Origin of the sequence: Noviherbaspirillum sp., assembly GCF_035254685.1 — a bacterium.
GTDB lineage: Bacteria > Pseudomonadota > Gammaproteobacteria > Burkholderiales > Burkholderiaceae_D > Noviherbaspirillum.
Genome location: NZ_DATFAI010000020.1, coordinates 23,808 through 42,859, shown reverse-complemented (window position 1 = coordinate 42,859; position 19,052 = coordinate 23,808). Strand labels below are relative to the sequence as shown.

The 19,052-nt window shown below is 56.7% G+C and carries 14 protein-coding genes; 6 read left to right on the top strand and 8 right to left on the bottom strand.

Annotated elements, in window-relative coordinates; translation table 11 throughout:
* Positions 1 to 2: 2 nt before the first annotated feature.
* Positions 3 to 863: a hypothetical protein gene (locus VJ698_RS06190; RefSeq protein ID WP_324101847.1), complete on the bottom strand. Its 861-nt coding sequence runs from the start codon at positions 861 to 863 to the stop codon at positions 3 to 5.
* Here VJ698_RS06190 and VJ698_RS06185 point away from each other — a divergent pair.
* From VJ698_RS06185 to VJ698_RS06160, 6 genes are read left to right on the top strand one after another with little or no spacing between them, the layout of a single operon-like run.
* The gene (locus VJ698_RS06185) at positions 862 to 1,938 is read left to right on the top strand and encodes a M15 family metallopeptidase (RefSeq protein WP_324101846.1); all 1,077 of its coding nucleotides are present in this window, start codon (positions 862 to 864) and stop codon (positions 1,936 to 1,938) included. The genes VJ698_RS06190 and VJ698_RS06185 overlap by 2 nt on opposite strands.
* Positions 1,939 to 1,976: 38 nt before the next feature.
* Positions 1,977 to 2,246, top strand: a complete 270-nt coding sequence (locus VJ698_RS06180) for a PAAR domain-containing protein (RefSeq protein ID WP_324101844.1) — start codon at positions 1,977 to 1,979, stop codon at positions 2,244 to 2,246.
* A 53-nt stretch (positions 2,247 to 2,299) separates the two neighbouring features.
* A complete protein-coding gene (locus VJ698_RS06175) occupies positions 2,300 to 3,829 on the top strand; it encodes a hypothetical protein (RefSeq protein ID WP_324101843.1) in 1,530 nt (509 codons plus the stop codon).
* Positions 3,830 to 3,841: 12 nt separating this feature from the next.
* Positions 3,842 to 7,588 (top strand): type VI secretion system membrane subunit TssM, encoded by a 3,747-nt coding sequence (gene tssM, locus VJ698_RS06170; protein ID WP_324101842.1) that lies wholly within the window; start codon positions 3,842 to 3,844, stop codon positions 7,586 to 7,588.
* Between the two features lie 30 nt (positions 7,589 to 7,618).
* Entirely contained in the window at positions 7,619 to 8,614 is a 996-nt protein-coding gene (gene tagF, locus VJ698_RS06165) for a type VI secretion system-associated protein TagF (protein ID WP_324101841.1), read from the top strand.
* A gap of 2 nt (positions 8,615 to 8,616) precedes the next feature.
* Entirely contained in the window at positions 8,617 to 9,462 is an 846-nt protein-coding gene (locus tag VJ698_RS06160) for an OmpA family protein (protein WP_324101840.1), read from the top strand.
* A gap of 160 nt (positions 9,463 to 9,622) precedes the next feature.
* Here VJ698_RS06160 and tssA read toward each other — a convergent pair whose 3' ends face one another.
* The 7 genes from tssA to tssC all read right to left on the bottom strand — a co-directional run bounded on the left by tssA (position 9,623) and on the right by tssC (position 19,052).
* The gene (gene tssA / locus VJ698_RS06155; protein WP_324101839.1) at positions 9,623 to 10,696 is read right to left on the bottom strand and encodes a type VI secretion system protein TssA; all 1,074 of its coding nucleotides are present in this window, start codon (positions 10,694 to 10,696) and stop codon (positions 9,623 to 9,625) included.
* 15 nt (positions 10,697 to 10,711) lie between these two features.
* Positions 10,712 to 13,450 carry a type VI secretion system ATPase TssH gene (gene tssH, locus VJ698_RS06150; RefSeq protein ID WP_324101838.1) on the bottom strand — a complete coding sequence of 913 codons (2,739 nt, stop codon included), beginning with the start codon at positions 13,448 to 13,450 and terminating at the stop codon, positions 10,712 to 10,714.
* 20 nt (positions 13,451 to 13,470) lie between these two features.
* Entirely contained in the window at positions 13,471 to 14,580 is a 1,110-nt protein-coding gene (gene tssG / locus VJ698_RS06145) for a type VI secretion system baseplate subunit TssG (RefSeq protein WP_324101836.1), read from the bottom strand.
* A complete protein-coding gene (tssF, locus tag VJ698_RS06140) occupies positions 14,544 to 16,385 on the bottom strand; it encodes a type VI secretion system baseplate subunit TssF (RefSeq protein ID WP_324101835.1) in 1,842 nt (613 codons plus the stop codon). Before tssF ends, tssG begins: the two co-directional genes overlap by 37 nt.
* Positions 16,386 to 16,391: 6 nt before the next feature.
* Positions 16,392 to 16,901 carry a type VI secretion system baseplate subunit TssE gene (gene tssE, locus VJ698_RS06135; protein ID WP_324101834.1) on the bottom strand — a complete coding sequence of 170 codons (510 nt, stop codon included), beginning with the start codon at positions 16,899 to 16,901 and terminating at the stop codon, positions 16,392 to 16,394.
* A gap of 89 nt (positions 16,902 to 16,990) precedes the next feature.
* Positions 16,991 to 17,497 (bottom strand): type VI secretion system tube protein Hcp, encoded by a 507-nt coding sequence (locus VJ698_RS06130; protein WP_324101833.1) that lies wholly within the window; start codon positions 17,495 to 17,497, stop codon positions 16,991 to 16,993.
* A 67-nt stretch (positions 17,498 to 17,564) separates the two neighbouring features.
* Positions 17,565 to 19,052 carry a type VI secretion system contractile sheath large subunit gene (gene tssC, locus VJ698_RS06125; RefSeq protein ID WP_324101832.1) on the bottom strand — a complete coding sequence of 496 codons (1,488 nt, stop codon included), beginning with the start codon at positions 19,050 to 19,052 and terminating at the stop codon, positions 17,565 to 17,567.

The following is a 19,052-nucleotide window of genomic DNA, read 5'->3' as shown; positions in this document are numbered from 1 at the left end:
ACTTATTGCACACCGCTGGCGGAATTCGGCCCCGCCGGACAGGCGGGGTCCTTGCCCCACATTCCCGAGCAGATTCGTAACCTGCAAAGCTCGCCTTCGATCATCCCGAGCGCCTTGCATCGTTTGACGAGAGAGTCCAGTGGTTCGCCGGAATCGCGCATCACGACCTCCTTGTTCTGATCGGCGGGCCTCGTGTGTTTCAGCGAATCGGATTCGTCCTTGGCGCGCGGACGAGAATTCACCTCGTTTTTCCTCTTTGCCGGCCCGGACAGATGCGACAAGAGCGCGGCAATCAGCTCAACATCCTTGTCCGGATTCTTCGTCGTCTGCTGCGCCGACTTCCTCTCGCTCTTTGCATCCCGCGTACTGGGTCGCGCAAGTACATGCGCCGCTTCTTTTTTCGATTTTCCGGCGGCTGTCTGATGCGAGGCCGCAGGCACCAGGTTCGTCGCCCGAATTCCCGAATCCGCTCCAGCATCGTCTGCATGATTGCCGGCGACGTCGCCCGTACTTGCCACTGCGGGCTCTATGCGTTCGCCAACCAAGACCGGCGTTTCCGCCCCGTCCTCGCCTGGCGAAGCTTCGATAACCATGGGTCGAGCATCTACGTTACTGCTCACAGCAGGCGACACCGCGGCAAGTTGCGACACAACATTCTTTACTGCCTGCGGCCTTTCATTTCCGACGTCAGCCCGCAAGTGCGGCGCGTAAATCGATTGCGTCATCCGCAGGTTGGAAAGAATTGCCACGCCTGTTCCCACCATTGCCAACAATAACCCCCACCAGGCCATTCGTGATGCTCGCCACTGCCGCCGCCGGGGCTCCAATCCTTCGAGGATACTGAAACCGCCGCGTCCCTCCATGACGCCATCGCCGTACAGCGATGGCCGCTCCGGTATTTTCAGTTCCGGGACGGCTTGTCTCGTTTGCTTATTCATCCCAGATGCATCCTTTCCTGCAAGGCATAAAACAGTTTTCAAAATTGCAATACTTACATTTATAATAACATTTGATTTTGTTTTTTTAACAACACATTTGCAACTGGCAGACCTTGTGCGCGACACCTATTTCCTTGCATTCCTTGCCGTAGTTCATTTCATCGTCATTGGAATTGGAGGCTGGTATGTCATGGAAACCGCAAGCAGGCAGAAATGGGTGTCCCATGTCCGGCAATTGCGCACGACATTCGGCGCGTGGCTGCAGGCCCGCTATCAGCCGGCACTGCGTCGCAAGGCAAACACCCTGCAATTCATCACGCAGTCAGCAGAAATGCTTAAAGCCGGCGCAATTCGTCACCGCCGAGCAATCCTGGCCAGTCTTGCGATCCTCTCGACTCCACCGCTGGCCGCACACTTCCTCCTGCCGCCTCCCGCACTCGAGCCTTACAACGACGTGGCTCCGACAACTTCGCCCGTCATCGTCGCGCTGCTCTCCGGTGAACGGCTCGTGCCGCCGCCCCCACTTCCTCCGGAGCTGTTCATCAGCAGGGACGTCGACGCAGAAAAGCGCCAACTGGGTACCGCAAGCCGCGAATGGAGCCAGCTCGATTCCGATTTCCGCCAGCGCCTGCTGGCTCTGTACAAGCTGATGGAAGGTCGCGGATACCGCATGGCCTTGCTTGAAGGGTATCGCAGCCCCGAACGACAAGCACAACTGGCGCAGCTCGGCCGTCACGTTACTTATGCCGGCCCCAATCAGAGCTATCACCAGTTCGGCCTTGCGGCAGACAGCGCGTTTTATCGGGACGGGAGGATCGTGATATCGGAACGCGACCCATGGGCAATGGAGGGATACCGTCTGTACGGCCAGTTCGCGGAATCACTTGGTCTCACCTGGGGCGGCAATTGGCAACTGATGGATTTCGGCCATGTGGAACTGAGGAAAAGGTCACTGGTGGCCGCTGGCGCTTCAAAACCATCCACATCCGCAAAGCCTTAAGTTATCATTTAGACAATCTTTTCAAATAAACAAGTTTTATGACGAAAGCATTTATTGTTGTTGGCGACGTGACCGACCATGGCGGCAAGGTTATCGGCGGAGCTGCCACCACCGACACCCAAGGAAAGCGTATCGCACGTGTCGGCGACGAAGTGACCTGTCCGAAGAAAGGTCACGGCGGAACGACTGTCATCGCAACTGGCGACCCGACCGTGGTCATTGACGGCAGGCCTGTCGCACGCCACGGAGATAGAACCGCCTGCGGGGCCATCCTGATCGCATCCCAGACTTCTGTTTTCAGCGCATAGACAGACAAATCTCATCCGTAGGATCACATTCCTGCAACATATCACTCTAATCGATGTCGCCCACGCCTCACGCAAACAGCACATTTCGCACAGCATCACGCTGGGCCGCCATCTCGGCAGTCGTCATCATCCTGACCTGGTGCCTGGTGATCGGCTGGTGGCAATCCACCCAACGCGTCATCACTACGGCGGACACGCTGGCCTACCTGATCGCGCTTCCCCTCATGCTGTTGCTATGCGTTTTCGTAGCAAGCAAACTCCACGGCACGGTTAAACATTCCCAACCGCCTTCCGCAGGCGGCGCGACTACAACCTCGCCCACTGAAGCAGAGGACGTCCGTCCCGGAACATCAACCGGTTCTGCACTGCCGATTCTCGCCACCTGGGCTGCAACATGCCTCGCACCAGATCAGGAAGGCTTCGTTGAACAACTTATTGCACAACGTTCTCGTCCGAATCCGGACCACACCCTGACTGATACCCAGGGTTTTCCAGTCCTGGCAGGACGAGCCCTGAATCTCGATACCGAGGCCATCGACCAGAATCTGCGGCAGCTGCTGGCCGCCCGGAAGGCTGACCCGGATAATGAGCATTGGCGAGATTCCCTCACACGCGCGCTTGCACTCCTCGAGTCCTTGCTGAATCAGGTTCTGACGGATTGGCCGTTGCCCGGAAGCGCCGCCGAGAACGCAAGCGTCCCGTCCGGAATGGCGCCGATCCTGCGCGGCTCCTCGGGGCTCACGGCACCTGACGGGGACTTCCTGCAATTGCACGTCATCCTACTCGTGCCGACCGATTTCCCTGCGCCGGAACGACTGCTCGCCGAAGAATTCGTGGCACAACGTCTCGCATTGTTGTCTTGTCCGGGCGAGCGCACGTTCAACGTCATTACTGCCATGGACGATACCAGCGCATTGGCCGCCGCCGACGAATTTCGGCGCACAAGTCTTCACGATACGGTCCCGCGAGCCCTTCTGCTTCTTGCCTGCGATTCGCGCCTTTGCCCGACAGTGATCGAAGATCTGGAAAATCAGCAGAAGCTATTTGATTCCGCCAGACCGGATGGGTTAATGGTCGGAGAAGCCGCGTTCGGAGCCCTGTTTTCGAACCAAAAAGCATTGCAGATGACAGGGATCGAAGCAGCCTGCGCACTGACACCAGTATTCAGGACGCAACGCCCGCATTCAGCCGATGCTCCAGCCCGGCCTTCATGCCAGGCGCTGCAGCAAACCGTTGGGGCGGCACTCGAAGCATCTGGCATAGCGTCGGCGCAGCTCGGTGCCGTCGCTTGCGATGCCGACCATCGCGCAAGCCGGACTTTGGAAAGTATTGCCGTGATGTCGGCGCACACGCCCCAACTCGACGCCATCCGTCACCGCCTCGCCACAAACGAGGCGTGCGGCCACCTTGGTACGACGTCCGTTCCAGCCCTGTTGGTCGCAGGCGTCACCCGCTGCGCCGATGCTGGCCATCCAGTGCTGCTTTTTAACGTCAGCCATGACCTGGACCGTGCCGCCGCCGTCCTCATTCCTGCCGCCGCTCGAATTACCCGCGGAGAAACCGACCTCCCGCATGTGGCATAGAGAATCTCGTCCATGAATCGCATTTTCAACCCGTCCAACAGTATCCGAATCGTCGTCGCATTCGGACTGATACTGGCTATCGCGTCGTTCTTCCTTGCCATGTTCCTGCTTGACGTTCCCGTGATATGGATGGTCACGGTGGGCGCGGCCATGCTGCTCGCCGGCACGTCTTATTGGATCATTCGCCGAAAACAGTCAGAACATGCGTCCGAGGCCATGGAACAAATATTCAGGAGCCAGGCCGACGCAGCCGTCAACGCCGCTCCTGCGGCAAGAAAACCAGACGTCGAGATCCTGCGCAAGCACCTGCTGGAAGCAGTCCTCACGATCAAGACGTCAAAACTCGGCGAGACGACGGGACGTGCCGCGTTGTATGAATTACCGTGGTACATCGTCATCGGCAATCCGGCAGCGGGCAAGAGTACTGCCATCGTCAATTCCGGCCTGAATTTCCCCTATTCTGACAATGCAGGGCAAGCGATACAGGGTATCGGAGGTACACGAAACTGCGACTGGTTCTTCACTACTGAAGGCATCCTGCTCGACACTGCCGGCCGCTATGCCGTGCATGATGAGGACCGCAGCGAATGGCTCGGCTTCCTCGGCCTGCTCAGAAAACACCGTCCAAAGGTGCCAATCAACGGCGTCGTCATCGTTGCCAGTATTGCGGAATTGACTGGTAACCGCCCGGAATTCACCATCAACCTTGCCAGGCAGCTCAGGCAGCGTGTGCAAGAACTCACGGAACGCCTGGAACTGTTCGCTCCGGTTTACGTCGTGTTCACCAAGGTCGACCTGATCGCCGGATTCGTCGACTTCTTTGAAGATTCCGACGCCAGCGAGCGAAACCGTGTGTGGGGCGCAACCTTCCCGTATGACGCAGGGGGCAAGGCCAATGCCGCGTCACAGTTCGACCAGCACTTCGACCTGTTGGCCGATGGCCTCAAGGAGCTCGGTAATACGCGCATGTCCCTCAACCGGGGCCAAGCGATGAGCCCTGGCATCCTCACCTTTCCGATGGAATTCATCGGGATCAAGCAGCATCTGCGCACCTTCATCGCGACACTGTTCGAAGACAACCCATTTCAGTTCAAACCGATCTTTCGCGGCTTTTACTTCACCAGCGCGATACAGGAAGGCGTGGCGACTCATGCCACTGGACAACGGATCATCCAGCAATACGGCCTGTCTTCCGGAAAAAGAATGAGCGCAAGCATCAGCTCCGGCACAGGCTTTTTTCTGCGCAACCTATTCTCCTCGGTCATTTTCGCTGATCGTCACTTGATCCGACATTACGCAAGCCGCCGCAGAATCCTCGTGCGTCAGGCAACCTTCTTCGGTGGCGTCCTCGCATTGAGTCTCCTTCTAGGCGGATGGAGCTGGTCATTCCAGGCAAATCGCCAGTATGTCGCCAACGTCCAGGCCGACTTGAACAAGGCAGCGCGGATCCAGGAAACGCGGCTCGATCTCGCATCCCGACTTGAAGCGCTTGAGACCATCCAGGAACGACTCGAGCAGCTGCAACGCTATCACGCCGACAAACCTCTTTCATTGGGCTTCGGCCTGTACCAGGGCGAACGGGTCGAACATAAATTACGAGAAGAATATTTCAAGGGGCTGCGGCAGGTCATGCTCAATCCGGTGACGGCCAGCCTGGAGGGGTTTCTGTCCGAAGTGAACAAGAATCCCCCCAGGCTTGAAGTAGCGGTTCGACCATCGCAGCCGCCAAACGCTGCCTCCACTGTTGCCGCCGATGGCAGCGGACAGAGCAGACCACATCAAGCCATATACACGAGCCTCTCGCCATCCAGTGCCGAGGACGCGTACAACGCCCTGAAAACTTACTTGATGCTTGCGGACCGGAGTCATGTCGACACCGCGCACCTGGGAGACCAGGTCACACGAATCTGGCGGACATGGCTGGAAGCCAATCGCGGGAATGCGGCGCGCGAGCAGGTCATTCGGAGCGCAGAGAAGATCATTGCCTTCTATCTTTCACAGGTCCAGGAGCCAGATTTCCCACTGATCGAGAGCCAGCTCGCGCTGGTGGACCAGACGCGAGAGACGCTGCGCCCCATTATTACGGGAACGCCGGCACGCGAACGTGTTTACAGCGAAATCAAGATGCGTGCATCGACACGCTTTCCAGCACTGACGGTCGCTGCCGTCGCAGGCGAACAAGGCAAGGATATTCTCGCCGGCAGCCATGCGGTAGCTGGCGCCTTCACCCGTGCTGCCTGGGAGCAGTTTGTCGACGGCGCCATCAGGGAAGCAAGCACGAAGGCACTGCGAAGCGCAGACTGGGTTCTGAACACGACGATGCGCGATGACCTTTCGTTGGAAGGCAGCCCGGAGCAGATCCAGCGCGAGCTGGTCCGGATGTACAAGACCGAGTATGTCAGGGAATGGAAGAAGTTCATCCAGGGCATCACAATCGCAAATTTTTCTTCATTCGATTCTGCAGCAGCCGGCATGGAGCGACTTGGCGATCCCATATCCTCGCCGATCAATTCCCTGATGCAAACCTTGTACAAGGAGACATCGTGGGACAATCCATCCCTCGTCACCCAGGGGCTGCAGAATGCGAGTCATGGCATTGCAGACTGGTTCAGGACAGTCGTACTGCGCAAGGCGCCAGCCCAAGCCCTCCCGAACATTGCTTCAGGCAAGCAAGGCGACATAGGCGCAGGTGGGATCGGAAGGGAATTCACAGGGATTGCGAGGCTTGTCGTTGCGCGCGGCGAAAACAGGGATAGGTCGCTCCTCAATGGTTATCTCGCGCGGCTTTCCCATGTGCGCATGCGCTTCAACCAGATCAGGAACAGCGGCGACATCGGGCCGGCAAGCCGGCAGCTGATGCAAGCCACCCTCGATGGCAGCAATTCGGAAATCGCAGAAGTACTGCAATATGTCGACGAAAGTATGCTGACCGGCATGCCGGACAACGAGCGTGCAACCATACGTCCGCTACTGGTGCGCCCCCTGATGCAGGCATTCTCCGCCATCATTTCTCCTGTCGAACAGGAGCTCAACCGAATCTGGGCCGCGCAGGTATTTGATCCATTCACCAAATCGCTTGCTGCAAAATATCCTTTTTCACCTGATGCCCGGCTCGAAGCAAGTTCGAGTGAGATCAGCCAGGTGTTCGGACCTGAAGGAGCAATTGCACGATTCGTACAGACCTCCATGGGATTACTGGTTGTTCGTCGCGGCGACACGATTTCTCCCCGAACCTGGGCCGACATGGGTCTTCGCCTCAATGCCGGGTTTACCGGCAATCTGGCCCGCTATATTGCGCCGCAGGGCGTGACAAGTTCGGCCACGAATACTGGCCCGCAGCCTCAAACCATGTTCCAGCTGCAACCAGTGCCAACTCCCGGTCTGGCGGAATACAGCATCGACATCGACGGCCAAAGCCTGCGTTATAGGAATGGGCGGCAGGACTGGGTCAATTTCTCGTGGCCCTCCGCCCTTGGCCAACCCGGGGCCAGGATCGTTGTCACAACCAGCGATGGCAAAACAATCGAAGTGGCCAACTTTCCTGGGCAGTTCGGTCTGGAAAAACTCATCAACTCGGCACAACGCAAAAAACTCGACAATGGCATCTTCGGCATGTCCTGGTCCGGCGAGGGCATCGCAGTGAGCGTCAATTTCAAGCTCATCAGTGATGCACGAAACAGTACTGCATCCAGCACAATCGCCGAAGCCGGTCTCCGCGGGCTGAGATTGCCGGCCAAGGTGGCCGGCGCAGAGGAATGACGCGGGAATCTTGAACGGGCAAATCAGAACATGACCACGGCCAAAGCCATTCAATTGCGCAATCACAGTTCGTTCTTCTTCGGCAAGATTGCGTCACGCGGGGACTTTGTAAGGAGCTCACCAGGTGCAAAGGTCATCGCCTTGATCGACAACTGGGTGACGCAGGGCATGGAATTGCTTATCGCGAGTCCGGACTGGAAAAATTGTTACGACTCCACGGCGCCGATCGATTTCCTCTTTATTGGGACACGCAAAAAGCATGCGATCTGTGGTGCGTTGATTCCTAGCGCCGACGCCTCATCACGTCGATTCCCCTTTATTGCCGCCACCCTTTTTGAAGCCGATGAGTCTCTTGCGTTTCTTCCCCTCAGCCCACTTGTGCTGGAGCGGCACACAAATCACCTGCGCGCCTTGATTCATCACGCCGCCAAAGCCGCGGATGTCAACGATACGCTCGCCACGCTCAGCGAGGTCCCGCTGGAAGCAAGCTTTTCGCAAGGCAGAATCATCGAAACCTATGGCCAATTTCTCGAGACCACCACGATTGCCATGCTGGAGGACGCTCTCGGCATCTGCGACACCTACGCGACGCCAAGGCAAATGATTCTCGCAACCGGATACCTGCTGCAACCCGTCCTGACCAACCATGCCGATCCGCCTCAAAAAGGATTGATATTTCCATTGCCATGTGATCCGGCATGGTTCGCCCTCGTCAAGGCGCTCTGGCTCGATCTGGTTAGCACCTTCGTTCAACGGGCGGAATTCGAGCTCAGCGTCTTTTCATGCATGCACTTCGGCACGCCTAAACTGATTCTCACCTTCAACGGAACGACACCGACAATCTTTCGCGCCCTGCTCCAGGAACAGACCGCATCCGCACTCCTGGTTGACGTCAGCAACTCTGCATGGGTCGAGGACTGTCTCAGTCTCGACTCCGCAACCTCAAAACTGGCGAGCTATCTGGAGCACGGAAACCTGTCCTTGCGCCAGATGGTGGAAACCTTTCGGCAGGCTTTCAGCGGATAACCATGTCGATGCCTGCCGTGTCCCGAGTTCAACATCACAAATCGCCATCCTGGATGAACACTTCTTGTCTTTCGTGTGCCCGACTCATCGTTCTCCTTCTGCTGACCGCGTTCAGATCCGCACCTGCCGAGACAATCTATGCCGAGAAGTCGACGTCCAGTCCGGTCGTCATTACCGGGACAGTACCGGACGAGGCGACCAGGGCTGCGTTTCTGGCGCGCTTGCAGGAGATATTCGGATCGGGCAAGGTCGTCGATCAATTGAGCGTAGGTCGCGTTTCGGCCCCGCCGGGCTGGTCTGCCAATGTACCGAACATTCTCACTCCGCAATTGAAGTTGATCGGCAAGGGGCAGCTCGCCGTCGACGGAACCAATGTTTCCATACACGGGGAAGTTGCAAGTGAAAACGTGCGGCGAGCGATCACCAATGATTTTGCGAAATCACTCAATGCCTCGTATGTCATCAGAAATAGCCTACGCGTCACAGCAGCAGGCCAGACATTGATTGATCAGGTTTTGGCCAATCGCGTCGTCGAGTTTGAACATGGAAGCGCACTACTGACCGAATCCGGAAAATTAATTCTGGATGAGATAGCGGGCGCGATCAAGAAGCTGGACGCCACGAAATTTGAAATCATCGGCCACACCGACAATATCGGAACGCCAGCAAGGAACACAGCCCTGTCTCGCTCGCGCGCTGACTCAGTCAAGACCTATCTTGTCTCAAAAGGGATTTCGCCGGCACTTATCGGAACGAGCGGAATGGGCGCCGACCAACCGGTCGCTTCAAACACGACCGAGGAAGGTCGCCGGAAAAATCGAAGAATCGACTTCCGTGTCAGCCAGTAAGCTAACTCTCCTGTCACGGCTCGCACGGGCTCAGGGAAGTGTTCCTGAAAGTAGCTGCGGCGTACCCACCTAAAATGGCGATGGCAGGACAACCGATACAGACGGTACGTATATTTCAGCAGCACGGAGCGCCACTGCAACCGGATTTACGCTGGCATCTTTAGCCTGCACCAGCCCTGTCCTGCTCCTTGTCCAGGCCAAGCGCTTCTTCAAGGTGAGACAAGGTACCGTGATCCTTTACGACACTGCGTAGCCAGACATGCAGGGGCATACTCCCCCAAGTCGCAGCCTTGTCCGCAAGATAAGCCACCGGGCTGTGCGGCTCAGTCTTCCGAAAAAAATCTGCCACCTGTCGTAGGACATTGAGCGCTTCCGCGCGCGTCCGGAACAGATCGTGAACAGAATTGTCCTGAGCTGCCACCGGCCCATCAGCCGGATCTCGCGGCACGTCCGACCGGACATCCTCTCCCGGCACAGGAATTCCTAGTCCCCTTGCAATCATCCGCAATCGCTCGTGGACCGCGCCGATTTTGTCACTCAGCTTTGCAAACGACGGCCCATCGACTCTAAACTGCCTGTCGCATACCTCCGTCAAATGCGCCAGTGCAGTGATAGCCCGTCCAGTCTCGGACATCCATTCAACATAAAGTGCTTTCGGCGTCTTGCCAACGGCGGATGAAAACTTTTCCAACGTGAGCTTTCCATCAATTTTCTCGACGCTTTCCGCATTGCGCTGCAATTGAAGCTGCAACTGCTGCGCGGCCTCATAATCATTCAGGTTGTAGCAGGCGCCGTTCGATCGAGTAAGGGGTATTTGTGGCACTAGTTGCGCCGTGCGCGCCGCGAACCAGTTCAAGGTCGCGATACGCCGCTCCTGGTCGTCGCTCTCTGCCTGAGGATGAATTCCGGCACCGAAGCGAGCCAGGAGACGTGCGACGATCTCAAGTCCGCCCAGGAGGCCGGCGAGGCCTGATGTCTTTATCATTCCTTCTGCCAGCCAGGAGGCCAGCCGCAAATCCTTGCTGCGCGCGATCAGCAGCTGCCGGCAATCTGCAACAACGGCGTGCCAGTCTGCCTGCTTGAGCGTTGTTTGCCAGTCGCCATAATCTACGTTCGGATCATCCTCGCGGCGCGATTCCTGAATCCGGTCGAACTCAGCAGAAAAAGACAAGTCATCGCCGCATGGCTGCAACTCGCTTACGGGCTCCAGCATCTCTTCGATCTGCATCTTCATGGCACCTCCGTGCGATCAATTTACTTTGTAGATAAATTGCTTTTCCCTGCTCACGCCGATCCTGACCGACCTGATTGTCTTCCCCTCCGCCATGCGCGCGAGAAGCGTTTGGGCGATTTCGGGGAGCATCGTGCCATTCAGGATGTGATCGACATTGCGCGCGCCCGAGTCGACCTCAGTACATCGCGCAAGCACTGCGTCCACCACATCCCGGCTATATGCAAGATCTGCCTTGTGATTCTGTTCGACTCTCCTTCTGATGCGTTCCAGTTTCAGGCGAATGATGTCGGAAAGTATTGAATCCGGTAGCGGATAGTAGGGAACGACTTTCGTGCGCCCAAGGAATGCCGGCTTGAACGCCTTGTACAGATACGGGCGAATCAGCTCGCACAGGCTCTCTGGATCCGGCAATTCATCCTGCCCCTTGTTCAGGCAAGCCTGCATGATGCTCGGTGACGCGACGTTGGAGGTCAGGATGATCACCGCATTCCTGAAATCGATTTGGCGCCCTTCCGCATCATCCATCAGTCCCTTGTCAAACACCTGGAAAAACAACTCCAGCACATCCGGATGTGCCTTCTCCACTTCGTCCAACAAGATCACGCTGTAGGGCTTCCGGCGCACCGCCTCCGTCAGCACACCACCCTCGCCGTAGCCGACGTAGCCCGGTGGCGCCCCTTTCAGTCCGGCGACCGAATGTGCCTCCTGGTATTCGGACATGTTGATCGTTATCAGGTTGCGTTCTCCGCCGAACAGGATGTCGGCGAGTGCAAGCGCGGTTTCGGTCTTGCCGACTCCGGATGGGCCGACGAACAGGAACACGCCCTTGGGCTTGTCGGGGTCCTCCAGGTTGGCGCGCGCAGTACGAATGCGCTGAGCGACCTGGTCCAGGGCATGCGCTTGCCCGATCACACGTTGTTCGAGCAATGGTTTGAGGTCAAGGACTGTTCTGATTTCGTCGCTCACCATTTTCCCGATCGGTATGCCGGTCCATGCCGCCACAATTTCACCCACGGCCTGACGATCGACGCAGACCGGGACCAAGGGCTTTTCCCCCTGCAGGATGGAAAGCGCCTGGCGCCGTTCGGCAAGCTCCTGCAAGCGAGCGGCATTGGCGAAATCCGATCCTTTTTCCACGCGATTGTCGATGTCCTCCGGCATCCCGACGGAGTCCATCGATGGTGCCGTGTAGCTGGCATCATCCTGCTTGTCGTCTTCCAGTTGCCGGCCCAAATCCTGGGCCTGCCTGACCAGCACCAACTCTCTTTGCCAACGTTCTTCATCCAACCTTAGCTGTGCTTGAACAGCCTCTCGCTGGCTGCGCAATTCCTCCAGCCTGTGCGCATGGAATCTGCCGCTTGCGACCTCTTTCTCCAGCACCCTGATTTCCTCAGACAGGCAGGACACCGCGCGACGTCCGTCCTCGACGACGGCCGGTGTCGAAGAGTTGCCGAGCGCGACACGTGCACACGCAGTGTCAAGAATGCTGATGGCCTTGTCAGGTAATTGCCTGCCGGTGATGTAACGCGCGGAGAGCCTGACTGCTGCGGTAACCGCTTCATCCAGTACTCGAACCTTGAAGTGCTGCTCCATCCGGCTCGCGAGGCCGCGGAGCATGGCACAGGCGATCTCTTCGGATGGCTCTTCCACGCATATCACCTGAAAGCGCCGGGCCAGCGCCGCGTCCCGTTCAAAGTATTTCTTGTATTCACTCCACGTCGTCGCTGCAATTGTTCGCAACTCGCCGCGCGCGAGCGCCGGCTTCAATAGGTTCGCTGCATCATTCTGGCCTGCCGTGCCGCCGGCACCGATCATGTTGTGGGCTTCATCGATGAACAGAATGATCGGGTGAGGGCTGCGTTTGACTTCATCAATGACATTCCGAAGGCGATTCTCGAATTCTCCCTTGACGCTCGCTCCCGCCTGCAGCAAACCGAGGTCCAGCACATGCAACTCGACGCCGTGCAGAGAAGCTGGCACGTCCCCGTCCGCTATCCGCTGCGCCAGTCCTTCGACAACTGCTGTCTTCCCGACACCTGCTTCGCCAGTTAGGATCGGGTTATTCTGACGCCGACGCATCAGGATATCGATAGCCAGCCGGATCTCGGCATCACGACCGATGACGGGATCGATCTTTCCAGTACGAGCATGCTCGGTCAGATTCGTGGTGAACTGATCGAGTGCCGGTGTTCCTGTTTTTCCTACGGGGTAGCTCTCTCGCATGGCCACTGCCGGATCGCCGATATCCGGGCCAGGTACGAAATCCTTCGCCTCAATGGCTTCTGGAAAATCAGAAGTCAGTTCGGCCAACTTGTGCTTGAGGTCCTCTATTGAAAATCGCGCAAACTGATTCGAACCGCGGAATGCCAGTTGCGACAGTTCCGGCTCAGTCAGCAGCGTCAGCAGGAGATGAGCGCTGCGAATTCGCGTGCCCTGGCTATCAAGCGAAGCGAACAGCCAGGCATGCTCGAAAAGTTTCGGCAGATGAGCGGAAAATACAGGAGTGCGTGCATTACCTGATTTGAATCCCGCAATTTCGTTCACCAAATCCCTCTCCAGCGCTGCCGGGCTGATGTCATAGTGCCGGCAAAGAAGTGCAAAGTCGCTTCCCCTGTTATCAAGCAAGGCCAGAAACAGGTGTTCCAGATCGACCTCATACTGGCCTCGCGATACACAATGGCTGACCGCCTGTTCTGCTGCTTTCTTGCAGGTGGAGTCCAGTTTGCTAATAAGTACTTTCAGGTTCGCGTTCATTTTCAGGTATTGGTGGTTAATTAAACGTGATCAGAAACCTTGATCAGGTATGCCACATCGCGGGAATCCGAGCGAGTGCCGTGCTTCGTGAACCAACTGTTCCAGCCCAGCCTTGTGCCGTCTTGCCTTGTTTCAAGGCGTGCGGGAGTGACATCTCTTTTGTCCAGCACCAATCTGACTTCACAGTCAAATGTGATGCCGAGCATGAGGCGAAGCAAACGGGCGAGATTCATTTGCGCCGCACCGCCAGGCAGGAAGTCGTCAAACTGTTTGCGCTGCATTGGGCCGAGTGTCAGTCGCAACTTGGTTTGCCGGTCCCATATCCGTCCGCCACAGAACGTAGTCCGTCCCAGATCACAATTTGCCGCCCCGAGACGGGTCAGTTCATGGGCGGGCAATTCGAACCATTGCCCGATAAATTGGTCAATATTGCAGGTCACGCGAAAATAGTCTGAAACGACCCGCGAGAACCACGTCGCCGAGCGTGGTCGCTGGCGCAATGCAGAGGCGTAGAACGCCAACGATTCGTCAGAAATGCCGCTGCCATCCTCCTTCAGTCGATCCCGAACGCCGGCAAATCCAAGGCCGGCCAGACTTGCCACCAGCGGTAAAAAGCCGGTTTTGCCTTCTGCTTCGTAGTGCAAATGTGGTCGGTACTTTTGCCAGGCCTCATAAAACAAGGCAATCGACCGTGAAGAAAAAATGTCAAAGAATGCCCGGGCGGCAACGTCGCGGTGATGAATTTCTCTGTCTGCCACATATTGTGTGTAGTGTCGCGGCAAGACCCCTAATGGACCGGTCAACCCAATGAATGCCGGCGTAATCGTTACTGGCTTAAAGATACCTGCATGTGTATCCCGACAAGGTAAGCAAGAATCCCCGTCACTGTCGCCGGCATGTGTCTCGGGCCAGTCAAAGTCAATGGACTCAATTTCACTCGGGGGGAACGCCAACGCAGCCGAACTCCGGAAACGAATGATTTGCCCGAGCAGGTGCGCATCCGGCTTGCCTGACTGCGCGCGATGCAGCATGAGAAGCAATCGCACCGCCTGAAAGAATTCGAACCGGTATGGTTCCTCGCGCAAGCTCTGGATCAGGCTAGTATGGCGGCGCCGTTTCTCGCGGGGCATTTGATCAGTTCCTGTCCTGTTTGTCTGGAGACCAATGTCAACTGGCTGAAACTGTTGGCATGCACGAAGAGCCCGAAGAAGCGATCCAGGACCTGCGCGAACGTAAACAGGCCGACTCCTGCATAATGTGTTTCATCCAGGCTCACGCGAACCTCTACACCCCGCACAAAGCTTGGAAACGGATCGCCGGCAATGCGCGCTGTCGTAGCCCGATGATCGATCGCGGTGATACCGCTGATCTGCCTGCTGTTGGTGGCCGCCTGTGTTATATCGTGCAAGGTCAAAATCTCCTTGATGGCCTCCACACCTTGCCCTGACAAACCCAGATGGTTCAGTGACAGCTGAGAAATGAGACGCCATTGCGCACCATGCCCGGACCGGAATCGGTAACTCGGCGTCGGTTTGCGCAGCAAACGAATCGCCTTCGCAACAGATCCACCGTCGATGAACAAATCACCTTCCTGCAGCCCGAATGGCAATTGGGATGGCAGGTCGCGATTAGTGCACATTAGCTCGAGGCTCAGTGTATTTGTCTCCTCGCGCTGCGGGCTCATCGACGAATCGACCAGGGACAGCTCCATGGTATGGCTGTCGGCGCTTTCACTCCCGAGATAGGACGCATGCCAGTAATGTGCAGGGCTGTCATGTGCATCGCCGTGCCGGATAGAGAAAAACGGATGGAATTCGTTCACATGATCGCCGTCCAGGTCCTTCCTGACCCTGAACACCCGTTTGATTTCGTAGACTTCGTAGGCGTAGGGACGCCTGCTGTCGACAATGAGCGGGTACGACGTTTCGGTTCCCGTCACACGGATTGGCTCCGGAGCCTGCTGGAACAGATTGACAACCGGAGTGCATCCGAGAACGAAATTATCCTTGTCGACTCGCGCCAGAAAATTGATCGGAAAGCATCGGTCCTCGGATTTGCCGAGCCCCACACGAACTTCCAACCTACGGCCCTGCTGCGGTATTTTCCCTTTCAACGCACGAAGATCGAGGTCAAAGAAATTGAATTTCTCCGGGAAGGAAAAATATTCAAGCATCAGTTGACCTGCCGGATGTGAGCGTACCTCTGCGTCAAGCAGCATCTCCTCATCTGCAAATCCGACGGGAATGATCGCGGAAAGCGGAAGCTCAAGCTTCTGCCCCGTTTCAGGCAAGATTACCCAGAGGCCGACCGCGTGCGAGAACAGCGCTTCGCGTATCCGTGCGACGATGGCCGGGTCGCCGTTGAGAAAGAATCTCAGCCTCTCGACAGCAAGCGTGCCGAACCCACCGCACTCCCCCGATACGGCAAGATCAAACCGAATCGCCGAACTGGCCATGCGCGCAGCATAGCTGCTCAGCCCAGAGACGTCCAAGACAGTTTCATAGGCCGCACTGACGACGCTAATCGGCCAGATAGTCACATCGTATGCTGTTCTGAAACGGCACGGTATCCCTCGCACCGGACGCGTGACAAGTGTCGTATGCCTCGGAATACGTACTGCCCCAGCGAGTCTCGCAGCAACGGAAGCGGTGTCGAAATGCGCAATCGATACTGAGGGAAATGGTCTGAGGTACTGCGGACAGAGCACCTGAAGCAATGAGTCTGTAAATTCGGGATATTGATCATCCAGCTTCTTGTGGATGCGAGCAGAAAGGAATGCGAAGGATTCGACAAGGCGTTCGACATGAGGATCCTCGCAGGTTTCACCCGAGAGCAAAAGCCGGCTCGCAACCTTGGGAAAGCGACGCGCGAATTCACTCGACTGCTTGCGCAAGAAAGTGAGTTCACGCTCGTAATACGGTAACAAGGTATCCATGGCTTTTCAGAAAGGAACAATGCGCCGGGCCTTGCTGACGGAATATTGAAGCGACGATGGCTGAAGCAGGGCATCGAAAAATACCGGCTCGGCCGAAGGATGCACCACCAGTAGTGCGTGGATCGCAAAATGAAGCCGGTTGACAGCAACGCTGTCAACTTCGAGTAAAACACGCACCTGCGTCAGGCGACGTTCATGAATCGCTATGGTGCGCTCCAGCGATCGGCAGATATGATTGCGATCCGCCGGATTTGCGAGGCTCAGGCCGACAAAATCTCCCATCCCGTAGCTGCCAATCGATTTCAACACTTCCGGGAAACGCCGAAAACTGTCCTCGTCGTGAACACATCTGCAATTCAATAGCGCCTCAAGATCCTGCGCTACCGAATCTTTCAGTTCATCGACCGTGATGAGCCTGACCGGATGACTGTCCGAGGGGAGATGCGGTGCACTGTCCGAGAGACGTTCGAGCAAGGCTGGACGATACCTGGCTTTCGGATGCAGATCGATTGGCATGTGACCACGGCCGCTTATAGCGTCAACGATACAAAAAAGTGGCGGCGCACTTTCGACGCCGCAAGTACATAAAGGAGATCGTCAGGCCATTACACTGCCTCGGTCGCCTTGTTCTTCGACAGGCTCCACATTTGCGGATTGCTGCCACCCTTCTTGCCATCAATGCCTTGAACGGTATAGGTCCATTTCACCGAGGCGTACTTCAGGGCGATGGTCTCTGTCGGCAATCCCTCGCCTCCGACCGATGGCGTAACCGACGAAATAATGACGTGGTTCAGAACAATTTCCAGATACTTGACCTTATCCTTCCCACTAGCGCGCATGAACTCGATCGTCACCTTGTTGTAGGTATCGCCCTGGCTGCATGCGAGCCATAACGACGGGCTGGTCGAATCGATATCCTTCACGAATACCATGTCGCCATGTTCGCAGCGTTCCGCCGTATGGCCGCCGGAAGTGCTCGCTGTCGCGGATTTCGGCTGGCGGATCAGGTGGCTCCAGGACAGTGCCTCGAGCCATTTCGGATGGCCGTCATCACGCGACTCACCTTCGATTTTGGTATCGCCTCCGTCGAACTTCAGGTAGATATCTTTCATGCTTCATCACTCCTAAAAATGTGCACGCTGACGTGCTTGGTTGGTCTTTTCATCACTGCAGGTAAAGCTACGCCTTCGCCGACTGCGGAAGCTCGGCGACAAGACGTAAGGAAACACTTAGTTCATCCAGCTGGAAATGTGGACGGAGGAATGTCACGGCGCGGTAAACGCCGGGCCGCCCCGGCACTTCCGATACTTGGACAGACGCTTCCCGCAACGGATACTGCGCCTTGACTTCCTGGGAAGCAGAGTCGTCCATGACGACGTACTGCGCCAGCCAGTTATTGAGAAACTGCTCGACACCGGAGGCCGCCGTAAAGCTGCCGATCTTGTCGCGCATCATCGACTTCAGGTAATGGGCGATTCGGCATGACGCGAAGACATATTGCAGCTGCGTCGACAGCACAGCGTTCGCGTTTGCCGAGTCCGTGTTGTATTTTTTTGCGCGTTGCACCGACTGGGCGCCAAAAAACGCGGCATAGTCGGTATTCTTGCAATGCACCAGCGGGATGAATCCAAGATCGCTCAACTCCTTTTCCCTGCGGTCGGTAATGGCGATCTCTGTCGGACACTTGAGCGCAATTTCGCCATCGTCCGTCTTGAACGTATGCGTCGGCAGATCCTCGACAAGACCGCCACCCTCCACGCCACGGATAGCGGCACACCAGCCGAAATTTTCGAAGGCATTGGTGAGGCGTGCAGCAAATGCATAGACCGCATTGATCCAGAGGTACTTGCCGTGGTTCGTGCCATCGACATCCTCGACGACATTGAACTCTTCGACTACGGTTCCTTCCTTCGGATGGTATGGCATACGCCCCAGAAAGCGCGGGGTTGTCAGGCCGACATACCGCGCATCTTCGGAATCACGGAACGACTTCCACTTTGCGTATTCCAGTGTGTCGAAGATCTTTGCGAGGTCGCGCGGTTTTCCAAGGTCGGAAAATGAATCCAGCCCGAGTAGTTCAGGTGACGCCGCAGAAATGAACGGTGCGTGCGATGCCGCAGCAACATGCGACATTTGTTCTATCAGGTACATGTCTTCGGGCTGGCGAGTGATTTCGTAATCGCCAATCAGCGCACCGAATGGTGCCCCGCCGAAGGTGCCGAACTCCTCCTCGTACACTTTCTTGAATAATGCGCTCTGATCGAAATCGATCGCATTATTAAAATCACGCACCAAGTCCCTCTTCGATGCATTCAACATCTTGACCTTGAGCGTTTCACCGGTTACCGAGTGCTTGCAGAGGTAATGAAGGCCGCGCCAGCAACTCTCCATCTTCTGAAATTCGGGTGCATGCAGGACTTCATTAAGCTGTCCGGAAATCAGGTCATCAAGTTCCGCGATGCGAGCGTCGAGCGTTGCCGACAGATTGCTGGAGATGGCGACTGTACCGTCGACGATTTGTGCAACCAGTTCCGCAATCAGGTCTCTTGCACGCGCTCTTTCCGAATCGGAACGCGCCACCCGGCTCTCGTCGACAACCCTGTCGAGCAGGCTCGCCCCGACTTCGCCGAAGGTCGGCGCTTCCTTGGCCTGTGCTTGCATTTCCAT

Coding starts and splice junctions, on each gene's coding strand:
- VJ698_RS06160 (WP_324101840.1), top strand. CDS start 8,617: ATGTCGATGCCTGCCGTGTCCCGAGTTCAACATCACAAATCGCCATCC.
- tssA (WP_324101839.1), bottom strand. CDS start 10,696: ATGAAGATGCAGATCGAAGAGATGCTGGAGCCCGTAAGCGAGTTGCAG.
- tssC (WP_324101832.1), bottom strand. CDS start 19,052: ATGGAAATGCAAGCACAGGCCAAGGAAGCGCCGACCTTCGGCGAAGTC.
- VJ698_RS06180 (WP_324101844.1), top strand. CDS start 1,977: ATGACGAAAGCATTTATTGTTGTTGGCGACGTGACCGACCATGGCGGC.
- tssF (WP_324101835.1), bottom strand. CDS start 16,385: ATGGATACCTTGTTACCGTATTACGAGCGTGAACTCACTTTCTTGCGC.
- tssE (WP_324101834.1), bottom strand. CDS start 16,901: ATGCCAATCGATCTGCATCCGAAAGCCAGGTATCGTCCAGCCTTGCTC.
- VJ698_RS06185 (WP_324101846.1), top strand. CDS start 862: ATGACGCCATCGCCGTACAGCGATGGCCGCTCCGGTATTTTCAGTTCC.
- VJ698_RS06190 (WP_324101847.1), bottom strand. CDS start 863: ATGGAGGGACGCGGCGGTTTCAGTATCCTCGAAGGATTGGAGCCCCGG.
- tssH (WP_324101838.1), bottom strand. CDS start 13,450: ATGAACGCGAACCTGAAAGTACTTATTAGCAAACTGGACTCCACCTGC.
- tagF (WP_324101841.1), top strand. CDS start 7,619: ATGACCACGGCCAAAGCCATTCAATTGCGCAATCACAGTTCGTTCTTC.
- tssG (WP_324101836.1), bottom strand. CDS start 14,580: ATGCCCCGCGAGAAACGGCGCCGCCATACTAGCCTGATCCAGAGCTTG.
- tssM (WP_324101842.1), top strand. CDS start 3,842: ATGAATCGCATTTTCAACCCGTCCAACAGTATCCGAATCGTCGTCGCA.
- VJ698_RS06130 (WP_324101833.1), bottom strand. CDS start 17,497: ATGAAAGATATCTACCTGAAGTTCGACGGAGGCGATACCAAAATCGAA.
- VJ698_RS06175 (WP_324101843.1), top strand. CDS start 2,300: ATGTCGCCCACGCCTCACGCAAACAGCACATTTCGCACAGCATCACGC.